Raw genomic sequence first — 26,739 nt, forward strand, 5'->3', positions numbered from 1 at the left:
CTCGTCGTTCTACAGGGGTTGTACTGGGTCGAGCTACCGCAACCACATGGCCAGGGTGAGCGCGGCCATGAGCCCGGTCAGGACCGCGACCTGGGCCAAGGCCGCCCAGGCGAGCGCCGGGTGCGAGCGCCGGATACGCCGCCACGCGGCCCACCCGGTGTGGCCGTCGGCCTGGGCGCGGAACCCGAACGCGCTGATGCTGACCGCTACGTACTGCGCGGGGCGAGGGTCCGCCCCGTCCGCCTTGAAGGCGTCCATCACAGGTCTCCTCAGAACAGCGCCGGCACCAGGTCCAGCGCGTTGGGGTCGGTCACCTGGAGCAGCTCCGTCGCGGTGACGGCCAGGCCCACCGTCAGAGCGGAGTGGTCCGTCAGCCGGTCCTCGTCCGTACGCGGCTCGTGCACGTACCGGCAGCCCCCCACGAGGCCGGCGAGCGGCTCGGAAACGTGGGCGTGGTCGTACCGGTAGCCATCGCCGGTGCGCCCCACCCAGGAGTACGCCCGCTCGTCCGGCGCGACGAGGCGGAACGCGTCCCGGTACCCGGCCGCGGCGAGCCCGGTGTAGAACCCGTACTCCCAGGTCTGGAACGTCCGGTAGCTGGGCACGTGGTCCGGCTCCAGGACGTTGAAGTCCCCGATCACCAGCCGGTGCCCCGACGCCCCGGAGGGCAGGGCTGCGGCCAGGCCCTCCAGGAACGTGCGCTTACGGGTCACCTTGGCCTCCGTGGCGTCCCGGGACGGCACGTACACCCCGACCACGGTCAGCGGCCCCTGCTCGGTCTGGGCGGTCACCGCTGCCACCCGGTGCGGCAGGTAGGCCACCGGCAGCGGCGCGTCCACCGTGGCGAGGCGGGACACGATCATCACGCCGCGCTCCCGCGTCCCGTACGGCGGCCTCGGGAAGGTCACCGAGTAACCGGCCGCCTCGAACTGATCGGCCAGGAACTCACACCCGGCCGACCGCGCCGTCTCCGTCAGCACCAGCACCGACTCCGGACGGGCTGCCAGATACCGCAGCTGCCTCTCCGCGCGCTCCCGGGACGGGTTGTTGAGGTTGAACGTCAGCACGTCCAGCATCGTCGGGCTGGTCCTTCCTGAGTCGGGTGATCGCGGCAACGACGGTCCGGGCGACCTCTTCGGCCGGCACGTTGGAGGCGTCCACGTTCAAGACGCGGTGCCCCTTGCCACGTAGGAACTTAGCGGCCTCGACGTAGTAGGCGCATTCCACGTGGCTGGAGCCCTCGGCGCGCTCATACCGGGAGTGCGCGCCCCGCGCGGCGAGACGTTCCTCGATCACCTCCGGCTGCCCGCTCACCATGACGGTCAGGTCCGGCTGGACGACGCCCTCGTTGAGCAGCCACACGAACTCCCGGTCCACGCCGTCCATGCACTGGAGCGCGAGGCTACTGGCGATGTACCGGTCACAGACCACGACCTCCCCGCGCTCCAGCGCCAGCCGGATCTCCTCGCCGTGCTTGTAGCGGTCGGCCGCGATGAGGCACGCCATGGCCGTGCCCTGGTACTCGTCCGTTCCGTGCCGCGCGAGGCTGCCCAGGGCGGTGTCCGTCGGCTCCCTCGTCGCCAGCACGGGCACCCTGTCCGCGTGCAGCAGCCGGGCCACCAGGGCGGTCACGGTGGACTTCCCCACGCCGCCCGGCCCCTCGATCGCGACCAGCAGGCCACGCCGCCGGGTCAAGACACACCCACCACGGGAAGGACACGCGTCTGGTGCGGTACGACGGGGCACAGCTCGGTGTCCACGGCGCCGATGCGCTCGCCGGCGGCCACGACGGCGGCCGGGCAGCCCTTGCCGCAGGAGTCCGACAGGGAGCAGCTCCCGCACGTCGGGTTGCCTCCGAGGTCCCACCGGTCGCTGAACTTCCCGTACGCGTCCAGCCTCTTGGCGATGTCGTCGTGCTCCCAGACGTTGCCGACGAGGAAGTCGGTGTCCGGGTGCTGCGATGCCGTCGTCCGGGCGGCGAAGACGAGGTAGGGGCAGATCGCCACGCCGCCGTCGGTGAACGTGTAGATGATGGTCCCGGCCTCGCAGTTGGCGAGCGGGCGGCTCTCGGTGTTGGGGAAGCGGATGTTCACCATCTCCGGGCCGCCGTCTGCCTCGAACGGGGCCGTCATCGCCGCGATCTGCTGCATCTGCTCGTCCGGCGTACGCAGCTTGCCCTGCGCGTTCTTGGACTGGCCCCGGCCCATCGAGCCGAGGGGGTTCATCAGGACGTACGTGGCGCCCTGCTCCCGCGCGAACTCGACCAACTGCCTGTACTCCCGGTCCTCCGCGAGGTTGTTGGGCGTGCACAGCAAGCCCTGGAGGATGCCGGCGGTCGCGAACCGCTTGATGGTGTCGATGGTCTCAGCGAAGCACCCGGGCAGGCCGCGGAAGACGGAGTGCGACTCCTCCGCGAACCCGTCCAGGCTCACGTTCATGTGGGCGTCGAGCTCGGCCAGGGCGGCGATGTCCTCGTCGCTGACCATCGTGCCGTTGGTGCACACCCCGACGGCCATCCCAGCGTCGCGGAAGGCGGCGACGATGTCGATGAGGTCCGTGTGCATGAACGGCTCGCCGCCGGTTAGTGTCACCCGGGTGACGCGCGACTCGGCAAGCTGCGGGATCAGCCGGTCCTTGATCTGCGACAGGGACATGTACGTGCCCCGCTTCGTCGCCGTCACGAAGCAGTGCTTGCACAGGGCGTTGCATGGCTCGCAGATCTGGATGAGTGCCTTACGGTTCGGGTGGTCGACCGTCGTGCGGAAGTAGCACGACGCGGCCTGTTCCCCGCTCAAGATGGGACGCGCGGTCAAGGTGTCTCCCTCGTCGGTGTCCCCGGCCCGCCTCGGGCCGGGTGGGGTGCCGTCCTGCCCGTCACAGCAGGAGCGGACGGCCCGTCCTCACCGGCGCCAGCGTGAGCCGTACCGGCGCCCTGGGGGAAGTCCCCCCGCGAAGACGGGAAGTCGATGGGGTCGGCTTCAGCCGAAGGACGGGTAGCGGGCGCGCCACACCAGGAGGCCGGCGTCGTCGTCCAGCGCCGGCGACGTGCCGCGCTCGGCCTCCCGGACGTGGTACCCGGCAACCTCGAGGTCCGTCCTGATGCGGTGGATGCTGGTCCGCCAGTGCTCCTCAGCCCCAGCCGGGACCGTGCCGTCCGGCAGGCGCCGGTACTGGGGGTCCGGCTGCCACAGCACCCGGACACACATCTCCGCGTGCGGCGGCCACAGCACGGCCGGGGCGTCCAGCGTGTGGAACGTCCCCAGCTCCCTCCCGGGCCACTGCTCGTGGGAGGTGTTCAACACGGCGTCCACCAGGCGCAGCGGATCGCGCTCCGGGTACCGGTAGTCCGGCTGGTCGAAGTTGGGCCGGGCGGGGCCTGCGCCGTCCCATGCCTGGAACGGCGGCCATGACTCCTCCTGCCCCTCCGGGACACGCCAGACCAGAATGTCCTCCTGGGCGTGGAGGCGCGGCGCGCGCGGAGGGCCGGTCACGGCGGCCACGAGACCGACGGATTGGAGCGCGGCCACGGTCGCCCGGGTGCGCTCCCTCCAGTGCTCCTCAGCACCAGCCGGGACACGACCGGTGCCTCCATCCCGGCGGTAAGCCCTGTCCGGGTGCCAGCGCACGATCACGCACAGGTCCGCGCCGGGCGGCCACGCCTCCTCCGGGGCGTAGAGGGCCTGGCACCAGCCCAGCCCCTCCGGGAGGGTGCGGTAGGAGACGCCGCCACGCATGGTGTGCGTGGGGGCCAACCCGAGCGCGTCGAGGTGGTGTTCCACCAGGGCCACACCGGCGCGCCGGGTGTCGCGTCGGGTCTTCTGTTCGGTCGTCATAAGGGTCCAGTCAGGGAGTCGTCAGTGATGGGGGGCAGGGCACCGCCGGAGAACACCTCAGGCGCGTCGTTCATGAGCACCAGGAGGCGGATGACCGGGGGCGGCGGCAGCAGGTCCACCACGCCGCGCCGCACGGGGTCTTCCAGGAGCTGGCCGGCCAGGGCGAGCATGTTGTCCACCAGGGCCCGCAGACGGCCGGGCGGGATGTCGGCGAACGTCACACGCACCTCGTCCACCAGGAGCCGCAGGTGCCCGTGCATCAGGGCCAGCAGCTCCTCGACCCGCCCGGGTCGGGGCTCCGCGCCGCCGGCGAGGCAGTCGGCCGCCAGGGCCTCGGCCTCGGCGCACGTCTTCCGGATGGTCACGCGGTCTATCGGGTACTCACCCACGGCTCGCCGCCTTGAACCGGCCCGTCATGACGAGCTGAGACACGGCGTGCTGGGAGCACAGAGACCCGGCGGAGTCCATGGGCACCGACCAGTACACGCGCTCGCCGTCGGCGCCGTACAGACCCGGCCGCGGCACGCCGAGGGAGGCGCCGACGCCCAGGCATACGGTGTCCGGCACGTCCCATCGGCGGGCGGTGCTCGCCGGGACGAGGGCGTAGTACCAGTGGGCGTAGCGGTCGCAGATGACCGGCCCGTCATGGAGGGCGCCGGCGAGGTAGACGTCGATCAGCGCCGCGTCGGTCTGTTGGGCGGCGGCCTGGACGAGGTCGGCAGGGATGCGTACGGCCGCGAACAGCGACCCGCACGACAGCATGGCGACGGGGCGTTCCTGCCACTCCCGGCGCGTCTGCGCGGGATCAGGGGATGCCGAGGACAGCCAGTGCTGGGCCGCGAGCTGCCGTTCCGCCCCGCTGGTCACGTGCTGGACCGTCATCGCTGCACCCCCGCTCTGGCAGCGTGCTTGGCCTCGCGGAGGTGCCGGCCGACGTCCCGGCCGTGGAGCAGCTGCACCGGGGATTCGGTCTGCTCGACCCAAGGCGTGGTGTCCCACCGCACCCCGTACGTCGGCGGCACGGCGATCCACTGGTCCGGCCCGGACCGCACCTCGCCGGGCACGTCGTCCAAGGCGTAGCGGCCGGTGGCGGGCAGCACCAGCAGGACGGCGTGGTCCTCGGTGACGAGGCACGGCACCGGGGCCACGCGGTCCAAGGAGACCATGGCGGCCAAGCCCAGGGAGCGAGGGACGACCAGCGCGTCGAACACGGTCGTCCAGGCAATGAGGCCGGCCCCGGGCGATGCCTCCAGCTCCTGCTGGATCTCCTCCACGCTGCGGAAGTTGGGGCGGCCGGGCACGGGATGAGCGCCGGGCGTGCGGCAGTCCTCCGTCTGGCAGGTGCACCCTTGCCGCGGCCGGTTGCGGTAGCCCACCGTCAGCGGCCATTCCAGGATGCCGGCGTACGCGCTCGCGGCTGCGCTCGGTTGTCGGGTATCGATCGGCTCCATCGCCGCTACTCCCAGGGTGATCACTTCTTTACGGGCAGTGACCTTCCCGAGGGTGACGCCCCGACATGCCGACGCCCCCTAGAATTTCTAGGGGGCGTCAACTGTTCGAACAGCGCCGGTAGTTAGCTCACCAGCTCCATGTTCCTGATGAGCCCGGACAGGGCAGACGCCTGGGACGGCACGCCGATCCGGGCCATGTCCGCGACGAGGGCCCGGCTCATGGGGTGGGCGTACACGTAGTACGGGGCATCGGCCGCGGCCTCCCTCAGCTTCAACACGGCGGACGGGCTCTTACCCATCCGGTGCAGCGCCCGAGCACTGTCGATCATGAAGTGGGTGCGTCGCTCCCGGCTCGGCATCGTCCCGATGGCGGCGTTCTTCACCTTCTTCAACCCGGTGTCTGGCTGGTCGACCTCCACCCCGGCCTCTGCCGCGTGCACGGCCACGTTGCTGCGGCTGAACACGGTGTGCAGCTCCAGGTCGTACCAGTCCGGCCCGAGCCGGTCGGCGTCGGCCAGGGCCGCGTCCACCCGCGCCCAGGCATCTTCCTTCCGCCCGGCCCCCCGCGCGTACGCGATGGAGCACCGCAGATGCAGGGCCCCCCGCAGCGACAGCACCGCGTCATCCGGCTGGGATGCGGTCGCGTACGGCTCAAGCTCCCGCAGCGCCGCGTCCGCGACCGCGACGGTCTCCCGCAACGCTGCCTGGTGCAGCAGGGCTCCGCACCGGTCCCAGGCCACGGCCGCCTTGATGACCGGGTCGTCAAGCTGCGTCGCGGCGCCGGCCGCTACCTCGGCCGCGCTCCACGCCAAGTCCGCGTAGCCGAGTTGGTTGAGGCACATGCGGGCCGTACGGGCAGCGTCCGCCAGCAGCCGCAGCGCTTCCTCCCTGGCCGGGCCGGCCTGGGTGAGGACGGCGGTGTTCAGGTCCTCCACCAGCGGAGGCAGCTTCATGGCCACCTTCGGCAGGTTGGCGGCCTGCCGAGCCACGTTGGCCTTGCTCAGCCCCGTGCGCAGAGCGGCCAGGTCGACGGGCCCGCCCTGGGGGGTCAGGCCCGGGTGACCGGACAGGATGAGCCCGGCTCGTCGCAGTCCGGTGCGCAGCGCTGGAATGTAGGCGTGGGCCAGTTGCCCGCCGTTGCGCTGGAGCCGGTAGGGCTGGCCCAGCAACCACACCACGTCCACGTCGCAGCGGTCTGCGATGGCGGTGATGATGCTGTATCGGTCGAGAGGCTGGCGGCCGGACTCGACGTTGGCGACCCATGCCTCCGACCGTGTCAGGAAGTCGCCTAGCTCCACTTGCGTGAGGCCGGCGGCGTTCCGGGCGATCCGTACACGCGTGCCGATGTGCTCGTCAGTGGGAAGGGGCATACTGAACTCCAGTACTCCGTGCTGACCTAGACACTCAGGACGGTACTCCGGATTGCGCCCCCGTGAAGCCCCGAGCGGCACGGGGGCGCAGTCCGTTCCGGTGTCACACCCGGCCCTTAACGTGGTGCCCATGCCTCTCCGCCCCCGGCCTCACGGCCTGCTGCGCCCTGCCGCTGCCCGGATCAACCAGCGGATTCGCCGGCTGATGGATGAGCCCAACGACGAGGCACGGGCCGAGGAGTACGGGCGGCTGCTGGTCGCGTGGGCCGAGGCGATCCGCTCCGATCTCGTAAAAGCCGCCTGAACCGGGCGCACTTGGATTCCCAGACGCCGAGGCGTGTCCGTGCCTTCGGATCATCAGTGTCCGGACACCTGCACGGACACCCTGTCCGCGCAGGTCAGTAGGGGCGGACACGGTCCGGCACGGCCTGGTCGACGGACACCCCGGACACCCCGCGCGGACACCGTGTCCGGACAGCGCGGACAGGGCCTCCGGACACAGCAGTGCGCCCCGTCCGGGTTCCACCGCCGGACGAGGCGCACAAGGGTCCGAGTAGCACAGCACGGACAGGACGGACGCTAGCGCCCGGGTCCGACACCGGCCGCGACGAGGGCCCCCAGGGTGAGGCGCGGCGTCCGCACCCGGACCGGCGGGGACGCCAGAACCCGGCCCAGCTCCGTCATCGCGGCGACCGCCGGCATCCAGGCCCACAGCTCCGCGCAGGACCGGCAGGACACCAGGCCCTGCCCGCGCGTGCACACCCGCTGTCCGTCCTCGACGGCGTGCGCCTTCTCCGGGTGCTTGCACCAAGGGCAGGCCCGCAGGTAGGCGGTCCGTTCGATCTGCCGGCGAGCGCGCGCGGCGTTCGGGTAGGGGCGCTGGTTCACGATCCCCCCTTGGCGACGAGGCCGGCGGACTGCATGGCCTCCAGCGTCGGGCGCAGCCGCTCCATCATCCCGTTCATGCGGCGGGTGGCCTCGGCCACGACGTCCGGGTCCGGACCTCCGAAGCGGCTGGTGGCCAGTTCCATCAGGTCCTCGTTACTGAGACCCCGCAGCCACGTCGCGTGCCTGGTGTCGCGGTCCTGCAGCGCGGTCGCGTGCCGGGCCGCGGCTTCCACAAGGTGCCGGGCGCCGGCATCGGTCAGGTCGATGGTTACGCCGCCGTCCGCTGCGGCGGCCACGCCGGTCACGTGCTCGGGGCGGAGGTGAAGGGTGGTCACGGTGGTTGCCTCCCACGTCGGTTGGGCCGGACAGGATGGCACAGACGGCCGCCCGCCCCCGGAGTCGTGGGGACGGGCGGTCCGTCACTGGGCCGCAGCAGGCGGCGGGGGGTCGGTCTCGTCCAGCGGCTCGGACGGAGGCCTCTCCTCAAGGTCCAGACACAGACGCGAGAGCCGTGCGTTCGCCTGGTCCACGGCATCCCGCAGTGACCCGCCGCTGTTGGGGTACAGCTCGTGCTCGACGCGGCCGAGACGATCCTCGATCGCGCCGACCCGCTCCAGCACTCCGGGCCGGGCCGGGATGCCTGGGCGGGACGGCTCTCCGTACCAGTCGTCAATGAAGTGGTCCACGCGGTGCCCGAGCCGTATACCGCCTCGGACCACGCGCCAGGCCACCGTCCCGGCGCCGGCGAGGATGGTGACGGCACCGCCCCACACCAGCAGCGTGTCCAGGGCGGGAACTCCGGTTGCAGCCACAGACGTCATGCCGCCTTGACGAACGCGTCCTGCGCCCGGCGAGCGACGCCGGTCGGCTTCCACAGGCCGAAGTGCGAGGCGACCGCGATCACGAAGTTGACCAGGGTGAGCACCAGCGCGTTGCTGGCGTCCCAGCCGGGGCCGCCGGCCGCGAGCTCCGTGATGAAGCTGTCGGCCGCAGCCAGGGCCAGCAGCACCACGGCCTTCGTCCCGGCGTGGGTGACGCGGGTGGTCACCAGGCCGACGAGGACGGGCAGGACGAAGGAGAGCAGCAGGCCGTACCAGTAGGCGGCGTCCAGGGTGGTGTCCATGACGGGGTACTCCTTTTCAGGCGGCGACGTCGAAGCCGTGCTTCGCGCCGAGGCGGGTGAGGCTGGTCCGGCCGGGGATGCCGTCCGCCGGCTGTCCGGGCTGGCGGCCACGGAAGCCGCATTCCTCCTGCCACTCGCTCATGGCGGTGAGGGTGGTGGTGCCGTAGTGGCCGTCCTGGAACTTCTTGGACAGCAGGCCCTCGTTCACGAGGGCGGCCTCCACGGTGATGACCCCCGCGTAGGTGACCGGGGTGCCGACCATGCGGGGGTTGCTGCGCGCGGCAGCCACCAGCCGGGACAGGGACACGACCGGGCGGGACGGGGTGGGCAGCGGCGTGGTCGGCAGGGGGTGACCGAGGCGGGCCGCGATCCGTTCCCGCATGGATGGCATCGTGAAACCGCGCGGGTCGGGCTTGCCGGGCTGCCACTCCAGGTGGCCCAGGACGGACCGGGCGCCCCAGCCGTGGGCCCGGCACAGGGCGGCGGCGGCGCGCTCGATCGCGAGGAGCTGCACGTCCGGCCACGGGTCCTCCCCGTCGCCGGCGTTCTCGCACTCGAAGCCGTACAGGTGCCGGTTTCCGTCGACCGTGGCCTCGTCGTCCACCGGCAGGGGGGTCTCCGCGATCACGGCGCGCAGCACGTCCGGGTCACCCAACCCGGCGTGATTGGTGCGGCCGTTGCCGATCAGGTGGACCTGGCCGCTCTTGGCGATCATGCCGTGACACAGGGGGCCGGGCAGGCCGCTGTAGCCGTCACGCACGATCCGTACGCTGGTGGCCGTTCCCCGCGTCACGGTGTGGTGGATCATCACGCCGTGGACCGGCCCCCACGGGCCGCGGCTGTTGCGGTTCCTGGTCTCCCAGCCGGGGACCTCGACCACGTCCAGGCCCTCGTCCAGGAGGGCGCGCAGGAACCGGTCGGCAGAGAGTGGGGTGGCCATTACGCACGCTCCAGATGACGGCGGGAGGCTCCGACGGCGAGTCTGCCGACGGTCGTCGGGATGAGGGACATGGGGACCTCCAGGGGGGTGGGGACAGCCCTGTGCGGACACCGTCCGGACACGGGGCGAGGGGTGTCCGTGCTCGCGTCCGGGCACGGAAGCGGGACGGCGGTGACCTGCGGGGACAGGGCGCGGACAGTGTCCGGACAGGTCGGCGGAGGGCAGTGGCCGGGGCTCATCCGTACAGCTCCACGATCACGATTCCGCGCTCGCCGGCGGCGCCGGCCTGTGCGGCGCCGTTCGCGGAGACGGCCCCGCCTCCGCCTCCGCCATAGCCTCGCGGCACGATGCCCGCGCCGGCAGTTGCCCGCGAGGCACCGCCGTGGCCCATGCGCGAGGAGCCGCCAGCGCCGCCGATACCGGCGTTCCCGCTCAGCCGGATCGCGCCCTCCCCGGCACCGCCGCCGATGGCCCAGGACCCGGTGCCGGCTGCGGGACCGGTTGTGCCGCTCGCGGTGGTGACGGTGGAGCCCGTGGCCATGGTGGCCGCGCCAGCGGTGCCGCCGAGGGCGGTGGCGTGCGCGCCGAAGCTGCTGTTACCGCCCGCGCCGCCTGCGCCGTTGGCGGACGCGCCTGCCGCTCCGCCGACGCCGACGGTGACGGTCTCCACGGCCGCGAGCGAGGCGACGTTGATCAATGCCTCCGCGTACCCGCCCCCTGCTCCGCCGGCTCGCCAGATGGACTCGGCAGCCGCGGCCGAGGCGCCGGCCGAGCCTCCGCCGCCGGCCTGGACCTTGACCCGGACCCGGGCCAACCACGGATAGTCCGCTTTGGTGAAGTTGAAGGTGCCGGCCGTGGAGTAGGTGACGATCTGCCGGAGCCCCATGCTGCCGGGCTTGAGACAGGTGTCCCCCGCGCCGTCGGTCGTGAAGTATTCGGCGCACAAGTCGATGGCGCCCGGGAACACGAAGACGCCGTTATCGCTACCGAAAGTCAGCGCGTTCCCGGGGTCGGTCGACGGCAGAGCACTGATCGTGCCTGTGCCCGGGTGGTAGGTGATCCCGGGTCCGGCCTGGAGCAGCTCGGCACGGTCGACGCTCACCACGAACGGGGACGAGGCCGACCCGTTCCCAGAGACGTCGACCGCCCCGGCGCCGGTGATCGCGCAGGAGCATCCCCCCTGGCATCCGCATCGGGCCATGTCTATCCCTGCCTCTCCTGTGTGTCGGTCTGGGTGCCCTCGCCGTCCTCGGGCGGCGGGCACTCGCCTCGGCAGCGGCCGGTGCACCCGCACGCGAGCGCCGCCGGGCGGGTCTGCTGTCCGGGCTGCGCGGCGAGGTCTACGACCAGGTGCTGGCCGTCGACCCACCCCCACCCGATCGCGGTGGCCAGACCGCCGGCCGCGGCCTGGGCGGAGCGGCCGAGGGCCCGCTGACTCGACGTCATCGCGCGTACGGTGCGCTGGGCAGCGCGCTGTCCTGGAAGGGCGGTCATGGTGGGTCTCCTACGAATGGGTCGCCAAGCGGGATGAGGGAGACGCCGACGTTCTCGCCGTTGTCGCCCCAGTCCACGTCCACGTCGGACAGCCGGTACGGCTGGGACAGGCCCATGCACATGCCGGTGGCGGCGACGTCGATACGGACGCCAGGCACGAGCTGCCGCATAGACACGGGGGCGGTCGCGGCGAGGCCGGCGCCGTCCGGGATGCGCAAGCTCGTCGGCACAGGGTTCCGGCCGGTGTAGGAGCCTCGGGCGATCTGCCACAGGTCGTACGCCGTCAGACCCTCGGCGGTCGTGCGGATGAGGTGGTCCAAGCGCCCGTAGTACGCGCTGACGACACCGGACACCCCGTACTGGCTGCCGGTGATGTCCTGGTCTTCTTGGTTGGTGACCCAGACCAGGGAGGCCGCGTTCGTGCCGTCCCGCACGATCTCCACGTCGCCGGCGAAGGCGTCGAGCGTCAGGCGGGCCTGGGCTGGATCGGCGGTCGTCTGGGGCCGGCCGAGGACGAGGGCACGGCCGACCGTGGTGTACTCCAGGCCGCGCGGGACCAGCTCCTCGTCCAAGATCCGCAGGATCGGCACGATCCAGATCTCGTTGTCGAGGCTGCCGTCCTTCTCGTACCGGGCGTTCACGGTGTCGTCCTGGCGGACGATGTAGTCGACCATGCCCGGCCAGTCCGGCCCGGAGGCGAAAAGGCCGCCCAGCAGGTTCTCCCGGATGATGGACTCCGCGATCTCCTGCACGGGCCCCTGGTGCTTGGGGTCCGCCGAGTTGGTCGACACGTACCGCAGGAGCGTGGTGTTGACCGTGCGGGCCAGCCACTCCGTGACGTCGCGCGCCTCGATCAGGAAGCGACTGCGGTTCTCCGTCACCCGGAAGACGGGCCCCTGCCAAACGAGTTCACTGTCCCGGTAGATGGACAGGTCGTGCGCGAAGGGTTCGATCTGCCCGAGCTGCGCGCAGCACTCCGCGCCGGCCGCTCCCTTGGCGATCGTGATGGACGCCTCCGACGTGTCGTTGAGCGTCCGGTTCCAGGAGACCGACGTGAGCGCGGAGACGCCCGGCGAGGTGAACGGCAGGCTGCCGCCGCGCCAGTGGATGATGGCGCGGTACTCCTGTGCGCACCCGAGAACGGCCATCAGCCCACGTCCGATCGGGGAACGAGGAGGACCCGCGCACGGGCGTCCGCGGCCGTGGTCGCGGAGGTGGACAGGATCTCGATGCACACGCCGGTCGGGCACGAGAAGACCGGCCACTCGAAGCTCTGGCCCAACGGCCCGTAGAGGATCGGCTCGCTGGTGGAGGCGTCCAGCGATCCGGCGTTGCACTCCACCTCTGCCGTCTGCGTACGGCCGTCAACGATCAGCTTGGCCCCGGCCGGCAGGTAAGGGATCTGGATGTCCGTGCACGCCGCGCAGGGGTCCGCAACCTCCTGGCAGTCCCCGCCCAGGGGGTTGGCCCAGAAGCGCACCACAAGGCGGCGCAGCGCGCTCGCGCCGGTCTCCAGCTCCAGGACCGGCACGGCCTCCAGCCACTCCGGTTGATCCTGGGGGGACAAGGCGACGACGGACCGGCGGAAACTCGCCGACCCGGTCGGGTAGCACGGGTCCACGGGCACCGGTGTCCGGATCGGCAGCGGAGGAGGCGGGCACAACGGATCCTCGAGGCACGGGGCTGCCTCCACGCAGTCCCCGTAGATCTCGTCCGGGTCAACCGTCACCAGGTCGCCGCTGGCGAGGTTCACCCAGTTCGTGAGGGTCTGGAGCGGTTCGCGGTAGATGTACGGGACCGACGCGGCGAGCGTGAACGTGGCCTCCGCGATGATGCCCTCTGGGTAGTACCGGACGGTGGTGATCTGCGGGCCGTTCATGAGCCCCACGCCGTACAGATGGCGCAGCTCCCCGGTGCCGTCCCCGGTCGGGCAGCAGGCGAACACCCCCAGCTCGTCCCCGCCGCAACTCCCCTCGCAGGGGGCGCCGCGCAGCGCGGAGGCCAGCCACTCCAGGGCGTAGGCCAGCGCGCACTCTTCCAGGGCCAGGAGGAGGACGGTGTACGTGATCTCGCGGTGGGAGCGGCGCGCGATACCGAGGGCGGCCCCGTCGCCTACGAGCTGGACGGGGTCGCGGGACAGCGTGGACTGGGAGAACCCGACCACGTTCATCCCCATGACGCCGAGGAAGTCGGCGGACTCCGGGACGGCCGCGTCATACCAGGGCGCAGGGTCGGTCACGGGGTCCACGTACGGGGCATCGTTGAGGGCTGCCGCGATGTCCGGGCATGTGTTGCAGCTCGTCAGCAGGCAGGAGGGTTCCGCGTAGGCCGCGGCCCTGGCGGAGTTGATGATCTCCGTACACCCGAAGTCGGCGTAGTCGCTGATCACGTCACACCCCTGCCGCTCGGGCCAGTTGGCCGTACAGGTGCTCGGCCAGGACGCGGGGGTCCTGTGCTGGCGTGCTGATGTTCCAGTTGTGGGTGACGGTGCGGCTCACGCCGCCGGCGCCTCCGCCCCCGTCGCGGGCGATAACGCCCCTCTTGGCGAGCAGGTCCAGCAGCCCGGACTTCTCGGCGAGCTCCACGGCCCTGGCCGGCCTGGTGAGCGGCAGGACAACCTCCTTGCCCGCCTCGCCGATCAGTGCGGCCGTCGGGCTGGTGACGATGCCGCCGTTGGCGAAGGGCAACAGGTTGCGGACCGCCGAGGGAAGCCCGCCCTTGATCTTGCTCACGATGCGGCTGCCGATGTTCCCCAGGCTGTTGACGATCCGGCCGGGCAGCGTCGAGAACAGCGACACCACGGAGGAGATCAGCGAGGAGACCGCGCTCCTCGCGCTGCCGACCGCGCTGCGGAACGCGGACGCGATCCGGGAGCCGACCGACGACAAGGCAGACCCGACCCGGCCGGGCAGTTGTGAAAAGAACGAGACGACCGAGGAGCCGAGCGAGCGGGCCGCGGACAGGGCCGAGGAGCCGGCGGAGGTGAACATCGACCGGACCCGCCCCGGCAGTGCGGCCAGGGCGGAGCCCACCCGGCCCGGGAGCTGGGCGAAGAACGTGGCCGTCGAGGACAGGAACGAGGAGGTCGCGGCGCGCGCTGAGTTGAACGCGTTCCGGAAGGCGGTCATCATCCGGGAGCCCAGGGAGGCCAGGGCGTTGTAGATCCGGCCCGGCAGCACGGTGAAGATGTAGATCACGGCGGCCAGGGCGGTGAGCAGGGCGATGCCCACAGCGGCGACGGCGTTAACGAAGAGGTCGACCAGCAACCCGGGGAGCGCCCGAAGTCCGGCCATGATCATTCCAGGGAGCCGGGTGAAGAAGCCAACCACGGCGTTGAAGCCGTTGGTCAGGGTCGTGCCCAGCGACGTGAACAGGTTGGAGAAGAACGTGCTGACCGTGGAGGCCAGGGAGCCCAGGGCAGCGACGATCCGGCCCGGCAGCCCGACCACGAAGGTGATCGCGGACGCGAGGCCGGACACGAGGCCGGCGACGACGCCGACCACCCCGGAGATGATCGGCACCACAGTGTTGATCACGGCCCAGGAGGCGAACCCGGCCGCGACCGCCAGCAGCGGCGCCAACAGCCGCACGGCCAGAACCACCAGCGGGGCGAGAGCCGCGACGAGCTGCGCAATCGGCGGCAGGAGCGGCATGACCGCCTGGACGACGGCCGTGAACGCCTCGATGATCGGCGGCAGGACCGGCAGCAGCGCGTCCGTCAGGGCGGAGATGACCGGGACGAGGGCCGTCGCGACCTGGAGCAGGACGTCAGCGACGGACGCCAGCAGCGGGGCGAGGACCCCGATCTGCGCGGCAAGCTGCCGACCCAGGACGGCCACGAGCGGGGTGATCGCGGTCGCGAGGGCAACGAAGGCTTGTGTGATGGGCGGCAGAACCGGCATCAGGGCTCTGACCAGGGCCGAGATGACCGGGGCGAGGGCTGCGGCGAGGGCTTGGAGGACGGGGGCCAGGGCGCCCGCCAGGGTGGCGACGAGTTGCCCGGCGAGCGGCAGCAGCGGGGTCAAGGCCCGCAGCACGGCCGCGATCCCGGCGCCGACGGGGCCTAGGGCAGGGCCGACGGCGGCGAACGCCTCGGCCAGGGCGGATCCGACGGTGGCGAGCGCCGGGGCAATCTGGGCCAGGGCCGGCCCGAGGGAGTTGATCAGTCCGACGATCGCCGGCCCGAGCGCGGTGAAGATGGGGGCGAGGGCCGGCGCGATGGCGCCGACCTGGGTGATCAGGGCGGCCAGGATGGGGCCGAGCTGGGCCGCGACCGTGGCCACCGTGCGGAAGACGGCGGCGATAGCCTCCTGGCCCCGGGCGGAGTTGACGAACTCCGCCATGGACCGGGTGATCTCCTGCAAGTTGCCGAGGAACCCGCCGCCCGAGACCTCCCCGGCCCGGAAGACACCGGCGATGATCGAGCCGACGTTGCCCAGGAGGTCCCCGAGCCGGGCGAAAGCGTTGAGGGCCTGGTCCACCCACCGCACCGCGTCGCCGCCCTGCGCAGCCCGCTGGAGGAACGTCCCGAACCTCTCGCCCAAGCCGGAGATTCCCGACGCCAGCTCGGCGCCGAACCGGTCGGAGATGACCGCAGCCATCTGGAGGAACCCGGCGGTCAGCTTGTTCGTGGTCAAGCTCAGACCGCCGACGGCCTGCTCCGCCGCACCGAGAATGCTCTTGATGTTGCTGACGCCCCGGGCGCCCTTGAGATACCCGGTCACCCCGAGCGCGGCCCGCCCCCAGCCCTCCGCGATGCCCGTCAGCCCGCTCTGCAGCGGCCCCCGCAGCGCCCCGGCAACCGCAGTGATCTCCCCCTTCAACTGGGAGAAGAACGCGTCCTGTACCGAGGATCGGAGTGCCTCGAACGCGGGCTTCAGCGCCCGGACTTCCCGGGCTGCGGCCTGGGCTGCCGGTGACAGTCCTTCCAGAGACTTCTGGAACTCCTTAGCCGTGCCGGTCAGCGCTGCGCCGAAAGCCTCCTGGACGCCCATCAGGGCCAGGCGCAGCGCGCCGAGCGCGGCCTGGAAACCGAGGATGACCGCCGGGTACGCGGCGATGATGCCGACCGCCGGGGCCAGGGCCGCGGCGAGCCCACCGACAGCCGTCGCGGCGCCGGCTGCCGCGATGCCGATGGCGCCGATCTTGAGCAACCCGCCCAGGGCACCAGCGACCCGCCCGGCGATCCCGCCCAAGGCACCCAGGGCGCGGCCGAACCGTCCGGTGTCGACGTCGGCGTTGACGTTGATATCCGGCGCGTTGTGCGCCCGGATCCGCTCGTCCAGGCCGTCCAGGTCCGGGACGATCCGGATGGTGAACTCCTGGCCGTCCAGCGCCGCGCGGACTCGCTCCGCAAACTGGTCCAGGTCCGGCAGGACGGGGATGTTCATCCCGTCCAGGCCGCGCAGGCCCCGGAGGAGTCCGCGGTCGAAGCGGCTCAGGTCTGGCAGGACGGGGATGTTGATCCCGTCCAGGCCACGCAGCCCGCGCAGCAGCTCCCGGTCAAAGCGGCGCAGGTCCGGGGCCACCGGGACGTTGACGGCGCCCAGGGCGCGGACACCGGTAGCGAGGAGCGTCCGGAACCGGGACAGGTTGGGGGTGACTGGCACCGCCACGGCGTCCAGGCCCCGGAGGCCGGCGACGAGGAGCCCCCGGAACCGGGACAGGTCCGGGGTGACGGGGACGCTGACGGCCGACAGGCCGCGCAGTCCCGTGGTGAGCAGCCGGCCGAACCGCCGTACGTCCGGCTCGACCTGGACGCTGACGGCGCCGGCCGCGTTCAGCCCGCGTTGGACGTTCCGCCGGATCTGCGCGCCGACGGTGCGGGTGCTGCGGTCTAGCGCTCTCTGGATTCGCGCACCGAGGTCCCGTGCGTCGGCGACCGCACCCGCATCGTCCAGCTCGATGCGGATACGGGCGGCGCCGTAGTCCTCTTCCTCGGCCAAGGCAACCCCACGCGTGTGCGGTGGTTGCCCGGCCCAAAACCAGCGGCGACGTCCAGACTAGCCGGTGCGCCGTCCGGCGAGTTGTGCGTCTTCGGCGGCGAGCTGGGCCATGAGGGCTTGGGCCCCGGATGGGTCCAGCCGCGCGGTAGGTGGCGGCCTCATGCGCCGGCCGCCGGGACCAGCCGCCCGGGGCGGCGCGTACAGCTCGGCGCGGTTGCGCTCCCGTTGTGCCTCGTCCTCGGCCGCGTCATCGATCGCGGCCTCGGCGGCGGAGAGCATGACCCTTAGCGGCCACGTGTGGATGTCGACGCCTTGGAGGGCAAGGCGGCCCTCCCACGCGGACCAGGACCGGGAGATGCTGAGGCAGAGGCGTTCGACGACGTAGGAGGGCGCTGGCCGCCCGCACCTCCGTACAGCTCGACTACCCACTCCATCAGCTCCACCAGGACGCGGTCCGGCAGCCGCATACCGGCGTCCACGACCTTCCCGCCCTTGCGGCTCTCCGCCGCCTCCCGGGCTTCCTCCGGGTCGCGGTAGGAACCCACGGTCTTCCCGCCGGCGCGGACCTCCCACCGGGCGAACTGCTCGGCGGACTCCGGCAGCATGAGGGACGCGAGGAACACCCGGAGCGCGACGTTCGCCTCCCGGACGTCGGACAGGTCCACGCTGACCGCGTCGCTCAGGTCGATGTTCAGCTTCTTGATCGTCTCCTGGAGACGCCCGTACGCGTCCAGGAACTCATCGCCCATCACCTCGGGCTGGAACAGCAGCGTCACGTCGTCGCCGATCTCGGCGGCGTGGGGTTCGGTGTTGAGCGCGAACTTCTTGTTGGCCACGGGTATGCCCTTCCACTCCCGCGCGGTCGCCCGGCCCAAAACCAGCGGCGTACCCCGAAGGGTAGTCGCGGCCGGGCCGGGGCGGTCGGCAGCCGCTACCGGCCCTCGCGCAGGGCCTCTTCCAGAAAGTTGTTCGCCCTCGTCCCCGGGTGGTTGACCTTCTTGGCGAACACCATGCGCCCGCCCATGTCGAAGCGCAGCGCCTTCGCCCGACGGGGCCGGATGACGTGCGGGCGGGTGCCGTCCAGCACGAACCGCACCGCCGGGTGGTCACAGGTGACCACGCCTTGGAGGCCGTTGGGCCCCTGCTCGATCTTCCAGGACACGTAGTCGCCCATGGACCCGGGTGCCTTCCGCTCCGCGAGGTTGGCGACGCGCTCCGTTCGCCGGCGCAGCCCTCGTTCCGCGATGCCTCCACGCAGCCGCAGCAGCCGGACGATCCGCCCGGGGTCGATCCTTACCTCAACAGACACCGCAGACCTCCTCTACGGGCGAAGCAGGACGTACGTCTCGCCCTGCTTGTTGGACTCAACCTCGGGCGTCTCCACTGCGCTCGGAGTGATATCCGAGTAGTCGTACGCCCGCACGTCCAGGTCGCCGTGCTCCTCCCACATCCGGTGCAAACGCGGGATCAAGTCGCTGATCTTCACGGTGAGGTCTCCTCGCTCGGGCACCCACAGCCGGGCAGTGCCACGGTGACGCGCTGCTCCACCCCCATGCAGCCGCCTTCCTGCTCCAGCACGCGCTGGGCGCCGAGGAAGAACATCGGGCCCCGGCGCCTGGTGCCCGTGGTCGGCAGGCAGCACAGCAGCGCGTTGTAGATCGTGGCCGCGTCCAGGTGGACCGTCCGGGCCGCGGCCGCCAGCTCCTCGCACGAGGGCGGGCAGCCGCGATCGTCCACGACCGGAGCGCAGCGCAGCAGGGTGACGACGAGCTCCACCCCGGTCGCGGCCGGCGGGGCGCAGTTCCGCCCGCCCTGGACCACCCGGTCGTCCACCGGGAAGGAGCTGGTGGCGAAGATCCGGGCGACGTGGACGGTCAGCTGTCCGCCGGCGCCCTGGCCGTCCACGCCGCACGGGTCGTTGCAGCCGTCCCAGGCGGGCGGGCCGGGGACCACGCAGGCGCGGCAGGGGCATCCGGGTTGGTCCTCGACCGTCGAGGCTGTCTCTTCCAGGGCCTGGCACACGCACCCCAGGACGGTCTCCGCGAGGTCGTGGACGGCGAGCAGGTTCAGGGCCATGTCGTCACCCTCGGGCGCCGGTAGTCGGGGCTGTAGACGCGGGAGGGCGAGGCCAGGCCGTGGGGGTTGACCGTCTTGAGCCACAGGTCCACCAGCGGCAGGCCGGTGCGCCCCTCGGCGAAGATGACCGTGGGGTCGGCCATCTCGATCTCGACGCCTCTACGGACCACCCTCGTCACGTTGCCGGGCAGCCGGCACTCCCCGCACCCCTTCGTGCCCGGGGGCAGACAGGCCAGGATGAGCTGGCAGGTCAGCTCCGAGACGGCGGCGATGGCCGACTCGTCCAGCGGCAGGCCCCACCGGTACTCCACGGTGAACGTGCCCGGCGTCCCGGACGGGGCGGCCATGTCCTGGCAGGTGGGCCAGCACTCCCCGTCCGTGCGCACCAGGCGGCCGGGCGCGTCCACCCGGTAAGCCTCCGGAACGAGGTCTTCGCCGTCCACGTTGACGCTGATGACGTCGTACACGGGGCCGGGGAGCTTGACCTCGCACAGCTCCCCGCAGGAGCAGTCCGACGAGGACATGCAGCCGCAGACGCTCGCGTTGCGCCACAGGCCGTCCGTCCCGATGTACGGCACCCAGGGGCCCGTGCCCACCTCGGCCTGGAACGAGACGGGCGCCGAGTCCAGGCAGGAGCGGCGGCACGGCCGTACGGTCACCGGGCACGGTCCCCACCGCATCCCGGACAGCCGCCAAAGGGTCTGTGAGGCCACCCGCGTCCACCGGTCGATGACCTCCTGGTCCAGGTCCTCCGGGAGTTGGCAGCAAAGGTCTACCTCCCACGGGTCGCACGGCCCGACTTGCAGCGGCATCAGCGTCTCCCAGGGATCTCGTACGGGCTCGGGTCGGGGAAGGCGCGGCGGATGAACTGGCCGACGTGCCCGGCCGCGAAGGAGTCCGGCATGGTGGACAGGAAACGACTGTCGGGGCCGTAACCGTGGGGGGCGCGGTGGAGGATCTTCACGTCCTGGATCTCCTCGCCGCCCAGGCCGGCGAGGTTGCCGTAGAGCGTCCGCTTGTGGACCACGTCCAGGTGCCTGGCTTCCTCGAGCGCCGCGAGCATCGCGGTCTTCTGGACGGGCATCGGGACGTGGAGCTCGTAGGACAGCGGCTCGGGGTGGCCGCGGCTCTCCAGGAGCGCCCTGGTCTCCCGCATCCCCCGCAGGTACTGCCCGGAGGCTCGGGCCGCGTAGTACGCCTCCACGGCCTTGACCGGGCCCCGGTGGAGCACCGGCATCCCGTCCGGCAAGGGGTGCATGACGAACATGTCGTCGTTGGCGAGGAGGAACACGTCGGAGACCCCCGGGTGCTGGCAGGCCGCGCGCACCGCGAGGGTGGTGTTCTGGTACTTCGTTCCGGTCTGCCTGGTGGCGATGTGCTCGACGCCGGCCGCCCATCGTGGCCGGTATCCGACCAGCCACACCCGGCCGTGAGGCAGGTGGGCCGCCCACGAGCGGAGGGCAAAGCGAAGCTGCTCGTTGACGGCCCCCTCCCGCACCGGAACCACGATGTCCGGCGCGCCCACGGTCAGGAGGCCAGGCACATGTCGCCGGCGACCGGGGTGTAGTCCCCGACGGCCTCCGGCGGGGCCACGGTCGTGACGAACGTCCTGCGGTGGCAGTTCGACCCGAGCGGGGTGAGCAGGGTGCCCGGCGTGCCGGCGGCGTCGATCGGCATGACGTCGTACGGGCCGACGCCCCACCCGCCGCCCGCGCGGGTGGCGCCGGAGAGGGTGAGGGAGACAGACTCGGAACCGATCTCCATGTCGCCGAGCTGCCCGTTCGTCACCCAGGGCAGGAGGAAGTAGATCCACGCGCCGTCGCCGCCGCCCGTGCCACACGCATCCTCGCTCAGCACCTCGGCCCACAGCTCGATCGCGAAGCCGCTGTTGCACTGGACGGAACAGTCGTCGTAGCCGATGGGCTGGCCGTCGTACCCGTAGACCACAGGGTTGCCCGTGGTGATCTCGATGAACTCCGGGCTCACGGCGAAGAAGTTCAGCTCGACGTCGAAGCCCCGGAAGCTGGGGCAGCCGCGCTTGAAGCCGCAAACCCTGCCGTTAGCGGCCCGGTACTCGACGTCCTCGCCCTCATCCGTGTTCGGGTTCATGGAGAGGCTCGCGAAGCAGTCGAATGTGAAGCCGTTGTCGACACCACAGACGGGGCGGCCACAGCCGTCGAGCCGGGTGACGCGGATGGTGTCGGCGTTGGCGATCAGAGGGGTGGGCACTGTGGGCCTCCAACGGTTCTGCGTGTTGGTCGGCCCGGCCCACAACCAGCGGCGACGTCAACAGCATAGCCGCGCACCTCTTGCCGCTCCTGGCCGTGCGCACCGGGGGTGCCGGGAAGTGCGCGGTGCCGCCGGGAAGGGCCGACGGCACCGCGCGGCTCATTCGGCCGGCGCCGGGGTGCCGCGCTCGGCCCACCAGCCGGCCGCGCTCTGGGCCGCGGCTTCCTTCTTCGCGGTGAGGCGCGGCCTCGTGCCGCCCCCGAGCGTGCTGATGGCCTCCACCCACAACTCCAGCTCGTGACGCGACTGGTCGGCGAGGAACGCGCTGCGAGCGCGGGCCGCGGCCACCATCCGGTCACGGGTGGGGCCGTCGTGGTACAGGTCCCGGATCGCTGCCGCCCAGGCTCGGACGTCGGACCGGTCAAGGAAGGTGCCGGCGTCCCCGAGCGCTTCCCGGAGCCCGGGGGTGGGGTGGGCGATGACCGGGATACCGGAGGCCAGGGCTTCCACAGCGGCCATGCCGAACGACTCGTAGATGCTCGGCGCGGTGAGGACCCGCGTCCGGCTCCACACGTCCCGCCGCATGTCGGAGGTCTGCGGGATGACTCGGATGTTCCGGAGGGCGTGGCGGGTCACCTGCCGGCCGTGGGCGCCCGTGACCCCGAGGAACGGCAGGGAGCCCAGGAGGGCCGCTGCCCCGCGCCAGGTCGCGACGCCCTTGTTGGCGTTCAGGTTGACCAGGGTGATGTGGTCGCCGATCTTCGGCGCCCGGTGCTCCTCGGCGATCACCGGGGGGTGGATAACCAGCGCACGGGCCTGGTCGAGCTGCGGGTAGCGCGCGGCCAACGACTTCATCACCCAGTCGGTGTTATAGACGCACAGGTCCGGGCTGAGCGCTACGGCCGGCTGCTCGTGGTCGTTGTGCAGCAGCAGCACCGACCGGGCCCCGACCTTATTGGACAGGGTGATCGCGTCGGAGGCGAAGTGGTGGTGCGTGGCGAGGACCCTGGGCCGCATACGGCGGATCGTTGCCTCGGCCGCTGCCGGGGCAAGTTGGGCGTAGGGGACGCCGTCCACGTCCCATACGGCGGGCGCCTCGGGCATCTCGGAGCAGATGACCAGGACGCTGGTGCCCGCGTCCTTCAACGCCCGCATCATCGTGTGCAGCATGGTCTCCGAGCCGGCACGCCGGTAGGGCACGCCGTAGTGCACCCAGGCCACCACCTCAGCCGTCGGCGGAGGGCCGGCTGAGGCCGCGCCTGCGGGGGTGCGCGGGGGACGGTGGTGGTGGCGGGCCCTGGCCGGTCGGGAGGGGAGCAGGCTGGCGCACGCCTCCTCGAAGGCGCTCAGGCCGCCCGCGTAGTCGAGCGTCTCGGCGTGGGCGACGGCCGCGGCGGACGCTGCCGCGTAGGCGGCCGGGTCGGACAGCCGGCGGATCTCCCTCGCCCACCGGGTGACGTCCTCTCGCTCGATGTACGTCGCGGCCGTGCCCAGCGCTTCCTGCATCCCGGGCAGCGGGGAGGCAAGAACGGGGATACCTGACAGCATGGCCTCGGCGCCGACGCGCCCGTACGACTCCGTCGTGGATGGCATGAGCAGGATGCGGGTGCGGGCGTAGACCTGCATCGGGTCCGCGCGGTCGACCAGTTCAACGTTCCCGGGCATCGGCAGGTCGTCGCGTCGCGGGGTGCGCACGACGAGGAATCGGGTGTCGGGCATCCGGCCGGCGAGCTGGGCGACCACGTCGGCGCCCTTCGCGGCCGTGGAGCCGTTCAGGGTCACCAGCTCGCCGGGGACAGTGCGGTACCGCTCCGGGTCGATCGGCGGCGGCAGGACGATGGAACGGCCTCGGTGCGGGTAGTGGGCGCGGCAGGCATGGGACGGGTACCAGGCCAGGGCCGGCCGACCGAGGTTCAGGTCGTCGGCCATACCGTGCACCATCAGCAGGTGCGGCACACCGGGCGTCTGGGCAACGATCCGCGCGGCCTTCCGGTCCCGGTGGTGGGAGATCACCACATCGGGCCGCGCGACGCGGACAGCGCGCAGCCAGTACGGCAGCGGCCATACCCGCACGCCGCCCTCGGTGCGCGGCTCGCCCGTCGGCTCCTTCACGGTGGTCACCACGTGGACCGCGTGACCGGCCGCCGCCAGGTGCTGGATGTACTCGCGCGTGGTGACGTGTGCACCTGCCGGGGGCACCTGGTCGTAGACCGGCAGGATGGCCAGGATGCGCATGGTGCTCCTTACGGCTCGATGGCCTGGGCATGGACGGTGCCCCTGGTCGCGGGCGTCCCATCCGCCAGGGGGCCGCTACGCCTCCGGGTGCTTCTGGCGGCGGTGGCTGTCCCGGCCGCGCTCGGTCGCGTACTCCCGCTCGCACAGGTCGCACGGGAACGGTCCGGTGTCTTGGGTGAGTTCGGCGGGCTGGTCGCTTGAGTCGCTGTCCTCGGCCTCGTCGCCGGCCACGTCGAGGGGCACGGAGTCCGGGCCGTACGCGGAGGCGGGTACCTCCGGCAGCAGCTCGCCGGGCACGGCGTCCCTCGGCTCCTGTGTGCCGGTCTCTGCCAGTCCCTCCGGGGTGGCTACCCCCAGCAGCTCCCCGGGGGCCGCCCTCCCCTCCTGGGCGTCCTCCTGGGGGGAGATGTACCGGTGGCCGTCAACGAGGGAGCCGATCAGGATCTCCTCCGGGGCCTGGGTGAACAGCTCGGCCGGGACGGCGAACGCGTTGGGGCCGACGGTGCGCAGCTTGGGGGTCTGGTCGACCGCCCACTGTGCGAACGCGCGCCGCTGCGCCGGGGTGGGCTGGACGTGGATGAGGTCAGTCATAGGTCACCACCTGGATCGCGCACACGGTGCACGTCGTGCCGACCACATAGGTCCGCTCGACGAGGACCTTCCGGTCGTTGGTGCGGTAGTTGACGGAGGCGCCGGCCTGGTCCGGGATGGTGTCCACCGGGCCGCGGCGGATGACCAGGGGGCCGGTGATGTAGAGCCACGCGGTGCCGGGCTCGGCCGGGATGTTCCCCGGGCCGGCGGCGGAGTAGCCGGCGCCGATGATCGCGCAGTTCCCGGCGAGGGTGCGCAGCGCACCGGACTCCGGGTCCTCCCGCAGGACGTTGCAGCAGCCGAGCAGCGCGGCGGCGCCAGCCGGGACGTGGAGGGTGCCGATACCGCCGTAGGACGCCGCCAGGCAGCCCTCCAGCGCGGCCACGCCCTGGGCGACGCTCACCGGGCCCTGGGCAGGGGTCAGGTCGACGGCGTCCATGGCGAGCTTGGTCCGCCAGAACGCGGCCTCCAGCGCGTGCTGTTCGCCCAGAGACATGGTGGCCTCGGCGTGGGCTCGGGCTTCGGCGTAGGTCCAGCCGAGGGTGGAGCACTCCGAGCCCGCGTAGACCGTGATGGGGGCGGCGTGTTCGGTGGTGGGGCGGCAGAACTCCTTCTGTGCCGGGCTGCCGGGCGACTCCTCGCCGGGGCTCTCCTCGTCGCACGGGTCGGGCCAGTCCCTGACGGGGCAGCAGCCCAGGGCCAGCCACTCCACTCCGTTGAGCTCGTGGATGCGGTCCTCGGTGACGTCGGTGATGGTCGTGCATGAGGCGCCGAGGATGCCGTGCGGCAGCGGCGTGCCCGGGATCGCCTCTACGTAGCTGCGCAGGCCGGCGGACGGCATCACGCACCTCCAGTGGTGTCAGGAGCGGTGCCGGGCCCAAGAGGGCCCGGCACGCGGTTGTGGGACGGAGGTGGTCAGCTCTCGTCGGCGAGGCAGAGGATGGCGGTCTGGGCGCCGGTCTCACCGCTCGGGCAGACGGGGACGGTGACGACGCGGGTGTCGACGGACCGGTCCACGAGGGCGATGCATTCCTCCGCGAAGAGGGCCGTGTAGTCGTTGGTGACGAACTTGCTGGAGTCGTGGATCACGCCGAGGTTGACCTCCTCGCCGCGGCCGATGACGAGGCTGCCGGCCGGGTAGATGAGGAACTTGAGGGTGGACGGCCAGTCCAGCGCCGGAGACGGGGCGCCGATGTCGGTCGGGACGGCCGGGGACAGGCCGCGCGCCCACTGGATGCGCACGCCGAGCGGGGTGAACAGGGCCTGGATCTGGGCGGTGGTGACCTCGTCCACGCTGACGCCGTTGCGGCGCGCGAGGTCGGCCAGGAACAGGTTCCGGCTCCACCACGGCAGGACGACCTCCAGCGCCGTGGTCTCGCACAGGCTGTGGCGCTCGATCATGTCGGCGGCCTGGAGGGCGATGGCGGCGTAGACGGCCGACAGTGCTCCCATGGTGGCCGGGACGGTGACCGGGGTCGCGGCGGCCAGGGCCTGCTGGAAAAGCACCTGCCTGATCCGGATCTCGTGGGCCACCATCGCGTTGCGGAGGTACCACCCGATCAGCTCCGGGAAGTGCCTGGCGGTCAGGATGCCGGCCTCCAGGCAGACGCCGACCGCGTCACAGCGGACCTCCACCGGGTCCGGGCAGGGGATGCGGAAGCAGGGCTTGGTGTTGCCGGCGATGTCGTCGGCCTCGGTGTGGACCCAGGTCATGGACGAGACGTCCAGCGACAGCGGCTTGTAGTACCTGAGCCCGCCTCGGGCGAGCTGGATTTCCGGGGCGTCCCACAGCATGTCCGGGCAGGAGCTGTCCGTCAGCTCGTACAGCGTCTCGGACGGGGCGCACCAGCCGCCCGAGGCGACGAGGTCGCCCTTGGGGAGACGGTTCTGCGCGGAGGCGGTCATGGCCACCGTCGTGCCCTCGGGCGCGGACGAGGAGTCCGTGACGATGGTCTCCTGCGGGTACGGGTGCCGGTAGCTGATCACCTGGCCGACGCCGCCGCCGGCCGTTTTGAGGGCGGTCGCGCGGGAGTTGATGCCGCGCACGACGTCATCGAAGTTGAGCGCGGCGCCGGGGGTGTAGCCGGGGACGTCCACGGCGGCCGTGATGTGGGTCGTGGGGGCCGGCGGCGGGGGCAGGACGCGGGGCTGTCGCCGGCGCACCCCGGAGAGGTCCAGGGCCGGGCGGGTCACGAGGGACGCGGTCGTGGTCTGGGGCTCCGGCTCGACCTCCGGGGCGGGGTCGGTCGCGGCCACCGGCTCCGCCGGTGTCTCGGGCTCTGCGGCCGGCTCCGGGTCGGGGTCGCCTCCGCGGACTTGGGCGGCGAGGGCGTCGATCTCGGCCGCGGCCTGGGTGGCCGCCTCGTGGCGGGCCTGCTGCTCGGTGCGGATGGCCTCGACACCGGCGGCGAGGGTGCGGAGCTGCTCCAGGTCCTTGGGGGTGACGACGCTGCTGGTGCTCCGAGCGTCGAAGGCGGCGACGGCGCCCTCCAGGAGCTCGTTCAGCTCCTCGTCGTTCAGTGCGGTGATGTCCTCGGGGAGCTCGAACGGGTCCATGGGACGGA

31 protein-coding genes are annotated in these 26,739 nt (G+C 71.9%); 1 reads left to right on the forward strand and 30 read right to left on the reverse strand.

Going from position 1 to position 26,739, the window contains the following annotated elements; genetic code table 11:
- Nucleotides 1–33 precede the first annotated feature (33 nt).
- The 9 genes from AB0903_RS17090 to AB0903_RS17130 form a co-directional block, all read right to left on the reverse strand.
- Entirely contained in the window at nt 34–258 is a 225-nt protein-coding gene (locus AB0903_RS17090; RefSeq protein ID WP_366703475.1) for a hypothetical protein, read from the reverse strand.
- Between the two features lie 11 nt (nt 259–269).
- Entirely contained in the window at nt 270–1,064 is a 795-nt protein-coding gene (locus AB0903_RS17095) for an endonuclease/exonuclease/phosphatase family protein (protein WP_366703573.1), read from the reverse strand.
- On the reverse strand, nt 946–1,695 hold the full coding sequence (tmk, locus tag AB0903_RS17100; RefSeq protein WP_366703477.1) for a dTMP kinase: 750 nt from the start codon (nt 1,693–1,695) through the stop codon (nt 946–948). Before tmk ends, AB0903_RS17095 begins: the two co-directional genes overlap by 119 nt.
- Nucleotides 1,692–2,813, reverse strand: a complete 1,122-nt coding sequence (locus tag AB0903_RS17105) for a radical SAM protein (RefSeq protein WP_366703479.1) — start codon at nt 2,811–2,813, stop codon at nt 1,692–1,694. The genes tmk and AB0903_RS17105 overlap by 4 nt, the downstream gene beginning before the upstream one ends.
- 165 nt (nt 2,814–2,978) lie before the next feature.
- Nucleotides 2,979–3,833, reverse strand: coding sequence for a hypothetical protein (locus AB0903_RS17110; RefSeq protein WP_366703481.1), 855 nt, complete (start codon nt 3,831–3,833; stop codon nt 2,979–2,981).
- The gene (locus AB0903_RS17115; RefSeq protein ID WP_366703482.1) at nt 3,830–4,198 is read right to left on the reverse strand and encodes a hypothetical protein; all 369 of its coding nucleotides are present in this window, start codon (nt 4,196–4,198) and stop codon (nt 3,830–3,832) included. Before AB0903_RS17115 ends, AB0903_RS17110 begins: the two co-directional genes overlap by 4 nt.
- 16 nt (nt 4,199–4,214) lie before the next feature.
- Nucleotides 4,215–4,715 carry a hypothetical protein gene (locus tag AB0903_RS17120; RefSeq protein WP_366703484.1) on the reverse strand — a complete coding sequence of 167 codons (501 nt, stop codon included), beginning with the start codon at nt 4,713–4,715 and terminating at the stop codon, nt 4,215–4,217.
- Complete coding sequence (locus AB0903_RS17125; protein WP_366703486.1) at nt 4,712–5,284, reverse strand: hypothetical protein; 573 nt, start codon at nt 5,282–5,284, stop codon at nt 4,712–4,714. Before AB0903_RS17125 ends, AB0903_RS17120 begins: the two co-directional genes overlap by 4 nt.
- Before the next feature lie 122 nt (nt 5,285–5,406).
- Entirely contained in the window at nt 5,407–6,654 is a 1,248-nt protein-coding gene (locus tag AB0903_RS17130; RefSeq protein ID WP_366703488.1) for a helix-turn-helix transcriptional regulator, read from the reverse strand.
- Between the two features lie 130 nt (nt 6,655–6,784).
- Here AB0903_RS17130 and AB0903_RS17135 point away from each other — a divergent pair, with 130 nt between their 5' ends.
- Nucleotides 6,785–6,958, forward strand: coding sequence for a hypothetical protein (locus AB0903_RS17135; protein ID WP_366703490.1), 174 nt, complete (start codon nt 6,785–6,787; stop codon nt 6,956–6,958).
- Nucleotides 6,959–7,233: 275 nt separating this feature from the next.
- Here AB0903_RS17135 and AB0903_RS17140 read toward each other — a convergent pair whose 3' ends face one another.
- From AB0903_RS17140 to AB0903_RS17240, 21 genes are all read right to left on the reverse strand, one after another.
- Nucleotides 7,234–7,542 carry a hypothetical protein gene (locus tag AB0903_RS17140; protein ID WP_366703492.1) on the reverse strand — a complete coding sequence of 103 codons (309 nt, stop codon included), beginning with the start codon at nt 7,540–7,542 and terminating at the stop codon, nt 7,234–7,236.
- Entirely contained in the window at nt 7,539–7,877 is a 339-nt protein-coding gene (locus AB0903_RS17145) for a hypothetical protein (RefSeq protein WP_366703494.1), read from the reverse strand. The genes AB0903_RS17140 and AB0903_RS17145 overlap by 4 nt, the downstream gene beginning before the upstream one ends.
- A gap of 84 nt (nt 7,878–7,961) precedes the next feature.
- The gene (locus AB0903_RS17150; protein ID WP_366703496.1) at nt 7,962–8,354 is read right to left on the reverse strand and encodes a hypothetical protein; all 393 of its coding nucleotides are present in this window, start codon (nt 8,352–8,354) and stop codon (nt 7,962–7,964) included.
- Between the two features lie 5 nt (nt 8,355–8,359).
- On the reverse strand, nt 8,360–8,665 hold the full coding sequence (locus AB0903_RS17155; protein ID WP_362454902.1) for a hypothetical protein: 306 nt from the start codon (nt 8,663–8,665) through the stop codon (nt 8,360–8,362).
- A gap of 16 nt (nt 8,666–8,681) precedes the next feature.
- Nucleotides 8,682–9,605: an N-acetylmuramoyl-L-alanine amidase gene (locus AB0903_RS17160; protein ID WP_366703498.1), complete on the reverse strand. Its 924-nt coding sequence runs from the start codon at nt 9,603–9,605 to the stop codon at nt 8,682–8,684.
- A 235-nt stretch (nt 9,606–9,840) separates the two neighbouring features.
- Entirely contained in the window at nt 9,841–10,707 is an 867-nt protein-coding gene (locus AB0903_RS17165; RefSeq protein WP_366703500.1) for a hypothetical protein, read from the reverse strand.
- Between the two features lie 101 nt (nt 10,708–10,808).
- Nucleotides 10,809–11,099 carry a hypothetical protein gene (locus AB0903_RS17170; RefSeq protein ID WP_366703502.1) on the reverse strand — a complete coding sequence of 97 codons (291 nt, stop codon included), beginning with the start codon at nt 11,097–11,099 and terminating at the stop codon, nt 10,809–10,811.
- Nucleotides 11,096–12,247, reverse strand: coding sequence for a hypothetical protein (locus tag AB0903_RS17175; protein WP_366703504.1), 1,152 nt, complete (start codon nt 12,245–12,247; stop codon nt 11,096–11,098). The genes AB0903_RS17170 and AB0903_RS17175 overlap by 4 nt, the downstream gene beginning before the upstream one ends.
- A complete protein-coding gene (locus AB0903_RS17180) occupies nt 12,247–13,488 on the reverse strand; it encodes a hypothetical protein (RefSeq protein WP_366703506.1) in 1,242 nt (413 codons plus the stop codon). The genes AB0903_RS17175 and AB0903_RS17180 overlap by 1 nt, the downstream gene beginning before the upstream one ends.
- A 1-nt stretch (nt 13,489) precedes the next feature.
- A complete protein-coding gene (locus AB0903_RS17185; RefSeq protein WP_366703508.1) occupies nt 13,490–17,044 on the reverse strand; it encodes a hypothetical protein in 3,555 nt (1,184 codons plus the stop codon).
- Between the two features lie 284 nt (nt 17,045–17,328).
- Nucleotides 17,329–17,880 (reverse strand): hypothetical protein, encoded by a 552-nt coding sequence (locus AB0903_RS17190; protein WP_366703510.1) that lies wholly within the window; start codon nt 17,878–17,880, stop codon nt 17,329–17,331.
- A gap of 95 nt (nt 17,881–17,975) precedes the next feature.
- Complete coding sequence (locus AB0903_RS17195) at nt 17,976–18,353, reverse strand: hypothetical protein (protein WP_366703512.1); 378 nt, start codon at nt 18,351–18,353, stop codon at nt 17,976–17,978.
- Nucleotides 18,354–18,365: 12 nt separating this feature from the next.
- Nucleotides 18,366–18,530 carry a hypothetical protein gene (locus AB0903_RS17200; protein ID WP_167518831.1) on the reverse strand — a complete coding sequence of 55 codons (165 nt, stop codon included), beginning with the start codon at nt 18,528–18,530 and terminating at the stop codon, nt 18,366–18,368.
- The gene (locus AB0903_RS17205) at nt 18,527–19,120 is read right to left on the reverse strand and encodes a hypothetical protein (RefSeq protein WP_366703514.1); all 594 of its coding nucleotides are present in this window, start codon (nt 19,118–19,120) and stop codon (nt 18,527–18,529) included. Before AB0903_RS17205 ends, AB0903_RS17200 begins: the two co-directional genes overlap by 4 nt.
- Nucleotides 19,111–19,932: a hypothetical protein gene (locus AB0903_RS17210; protein WP_366703516.1), complete on the reverse strand. Its 822-nt coding sequence runs from the start codon at nt 19,930–19,932 to the stop codon at nt 19,111–19,113. The genes AB0903_RS17205 and AB0903_RS17210 overlap by 10 nt, the downstream gene beginning before the upstream one ends.
- Nucleotides 19,932–20,645 carry a hypothetical protein gene (locus AB0903_RS17215; RefSeq protein ID WP_366703518.1) on the reverse strand — a complete coding sequence of 238 codons (714 nt, stop codon included), beginning with the start codon at nt 20,643–20,645 and terminating at the stop codon, nt 19,932–19,934. The genes AB0903_RS17210 and AB0903_RS17215 overlap by 1 nt, the downstream gene beginning before the upstream one ends.
- Before the next feature lie 2 nt (nt 20,646–20,647).
- Nucleotides 20,648–21,349, reverse strand: coding sequence for a hypothetical protein (locus tag AB0903_RS17220; RefSeq protein ID WP_366703520.1), 702 nt, complete (start codon nt 21,347–21,349; stop codon nt 20,648–20,650).
- 159 nt (nt 21,350–21,508) lie between these two features.
- Nucleotides 21,509–23,584 carry a glycosyltransferase family 4 protein gene (locus tag AB0903_RS17225; protein WP_366703522.1) on the reverse strand — a complete coding sequence of 692 codons (2,076 nt, stop codon included), beginning with the start codon at nt 23,582–23,584 and terminating at the stop codon, nt 21,509–21,511.
- Between the two features lie 75 nt (nt 23,585–23,659).
- Entirely contained in the window at nt 23,660–24,175 is a 516-nt protein-coding gene (locus AB0903_RS17230) for a hypothetical protein (protein WP_366703524.1), read from the reverse strand.
- On the reverse strand, nt 24,168–25,016 hold the full coding sequence (locus AB0903_RS17235; RefSeq protein ID WP_366703526.1) for a cupin: 849 nt from the start codon (nt 25,014–25,016) through the stop codon (nt 24,168–24,170). Before AB0903_RS17235 ends, AB0903_RS17230 begins: the two co-directional genes overlap by 8 nt.
- 74 nt (nt 25,017–25,090) lie before the next feature.
- Entirely contained in the window at nt 25,091–26,731 is a 1,641-nt protein-coding gene (locus AB0903_RS17240; RefSeq protein ID WP_366703528.1) for a major capsid protein, read from the reverse strand.
- Between the last annotated feature and the right edge of the window lie 8 nt (nt 26,732–26,739).

The sequence above is a fragment of the Streptomyces sp. NPDC048389 genome (assembly GCF_040706335.1).
In the GTDB taxonomy this organism is placed as follows: domain Bacteria; phylum Actinomycetota; class Actinomycetes; order Streptomycetales; family Streptomycetaceae; genus Streptomyces.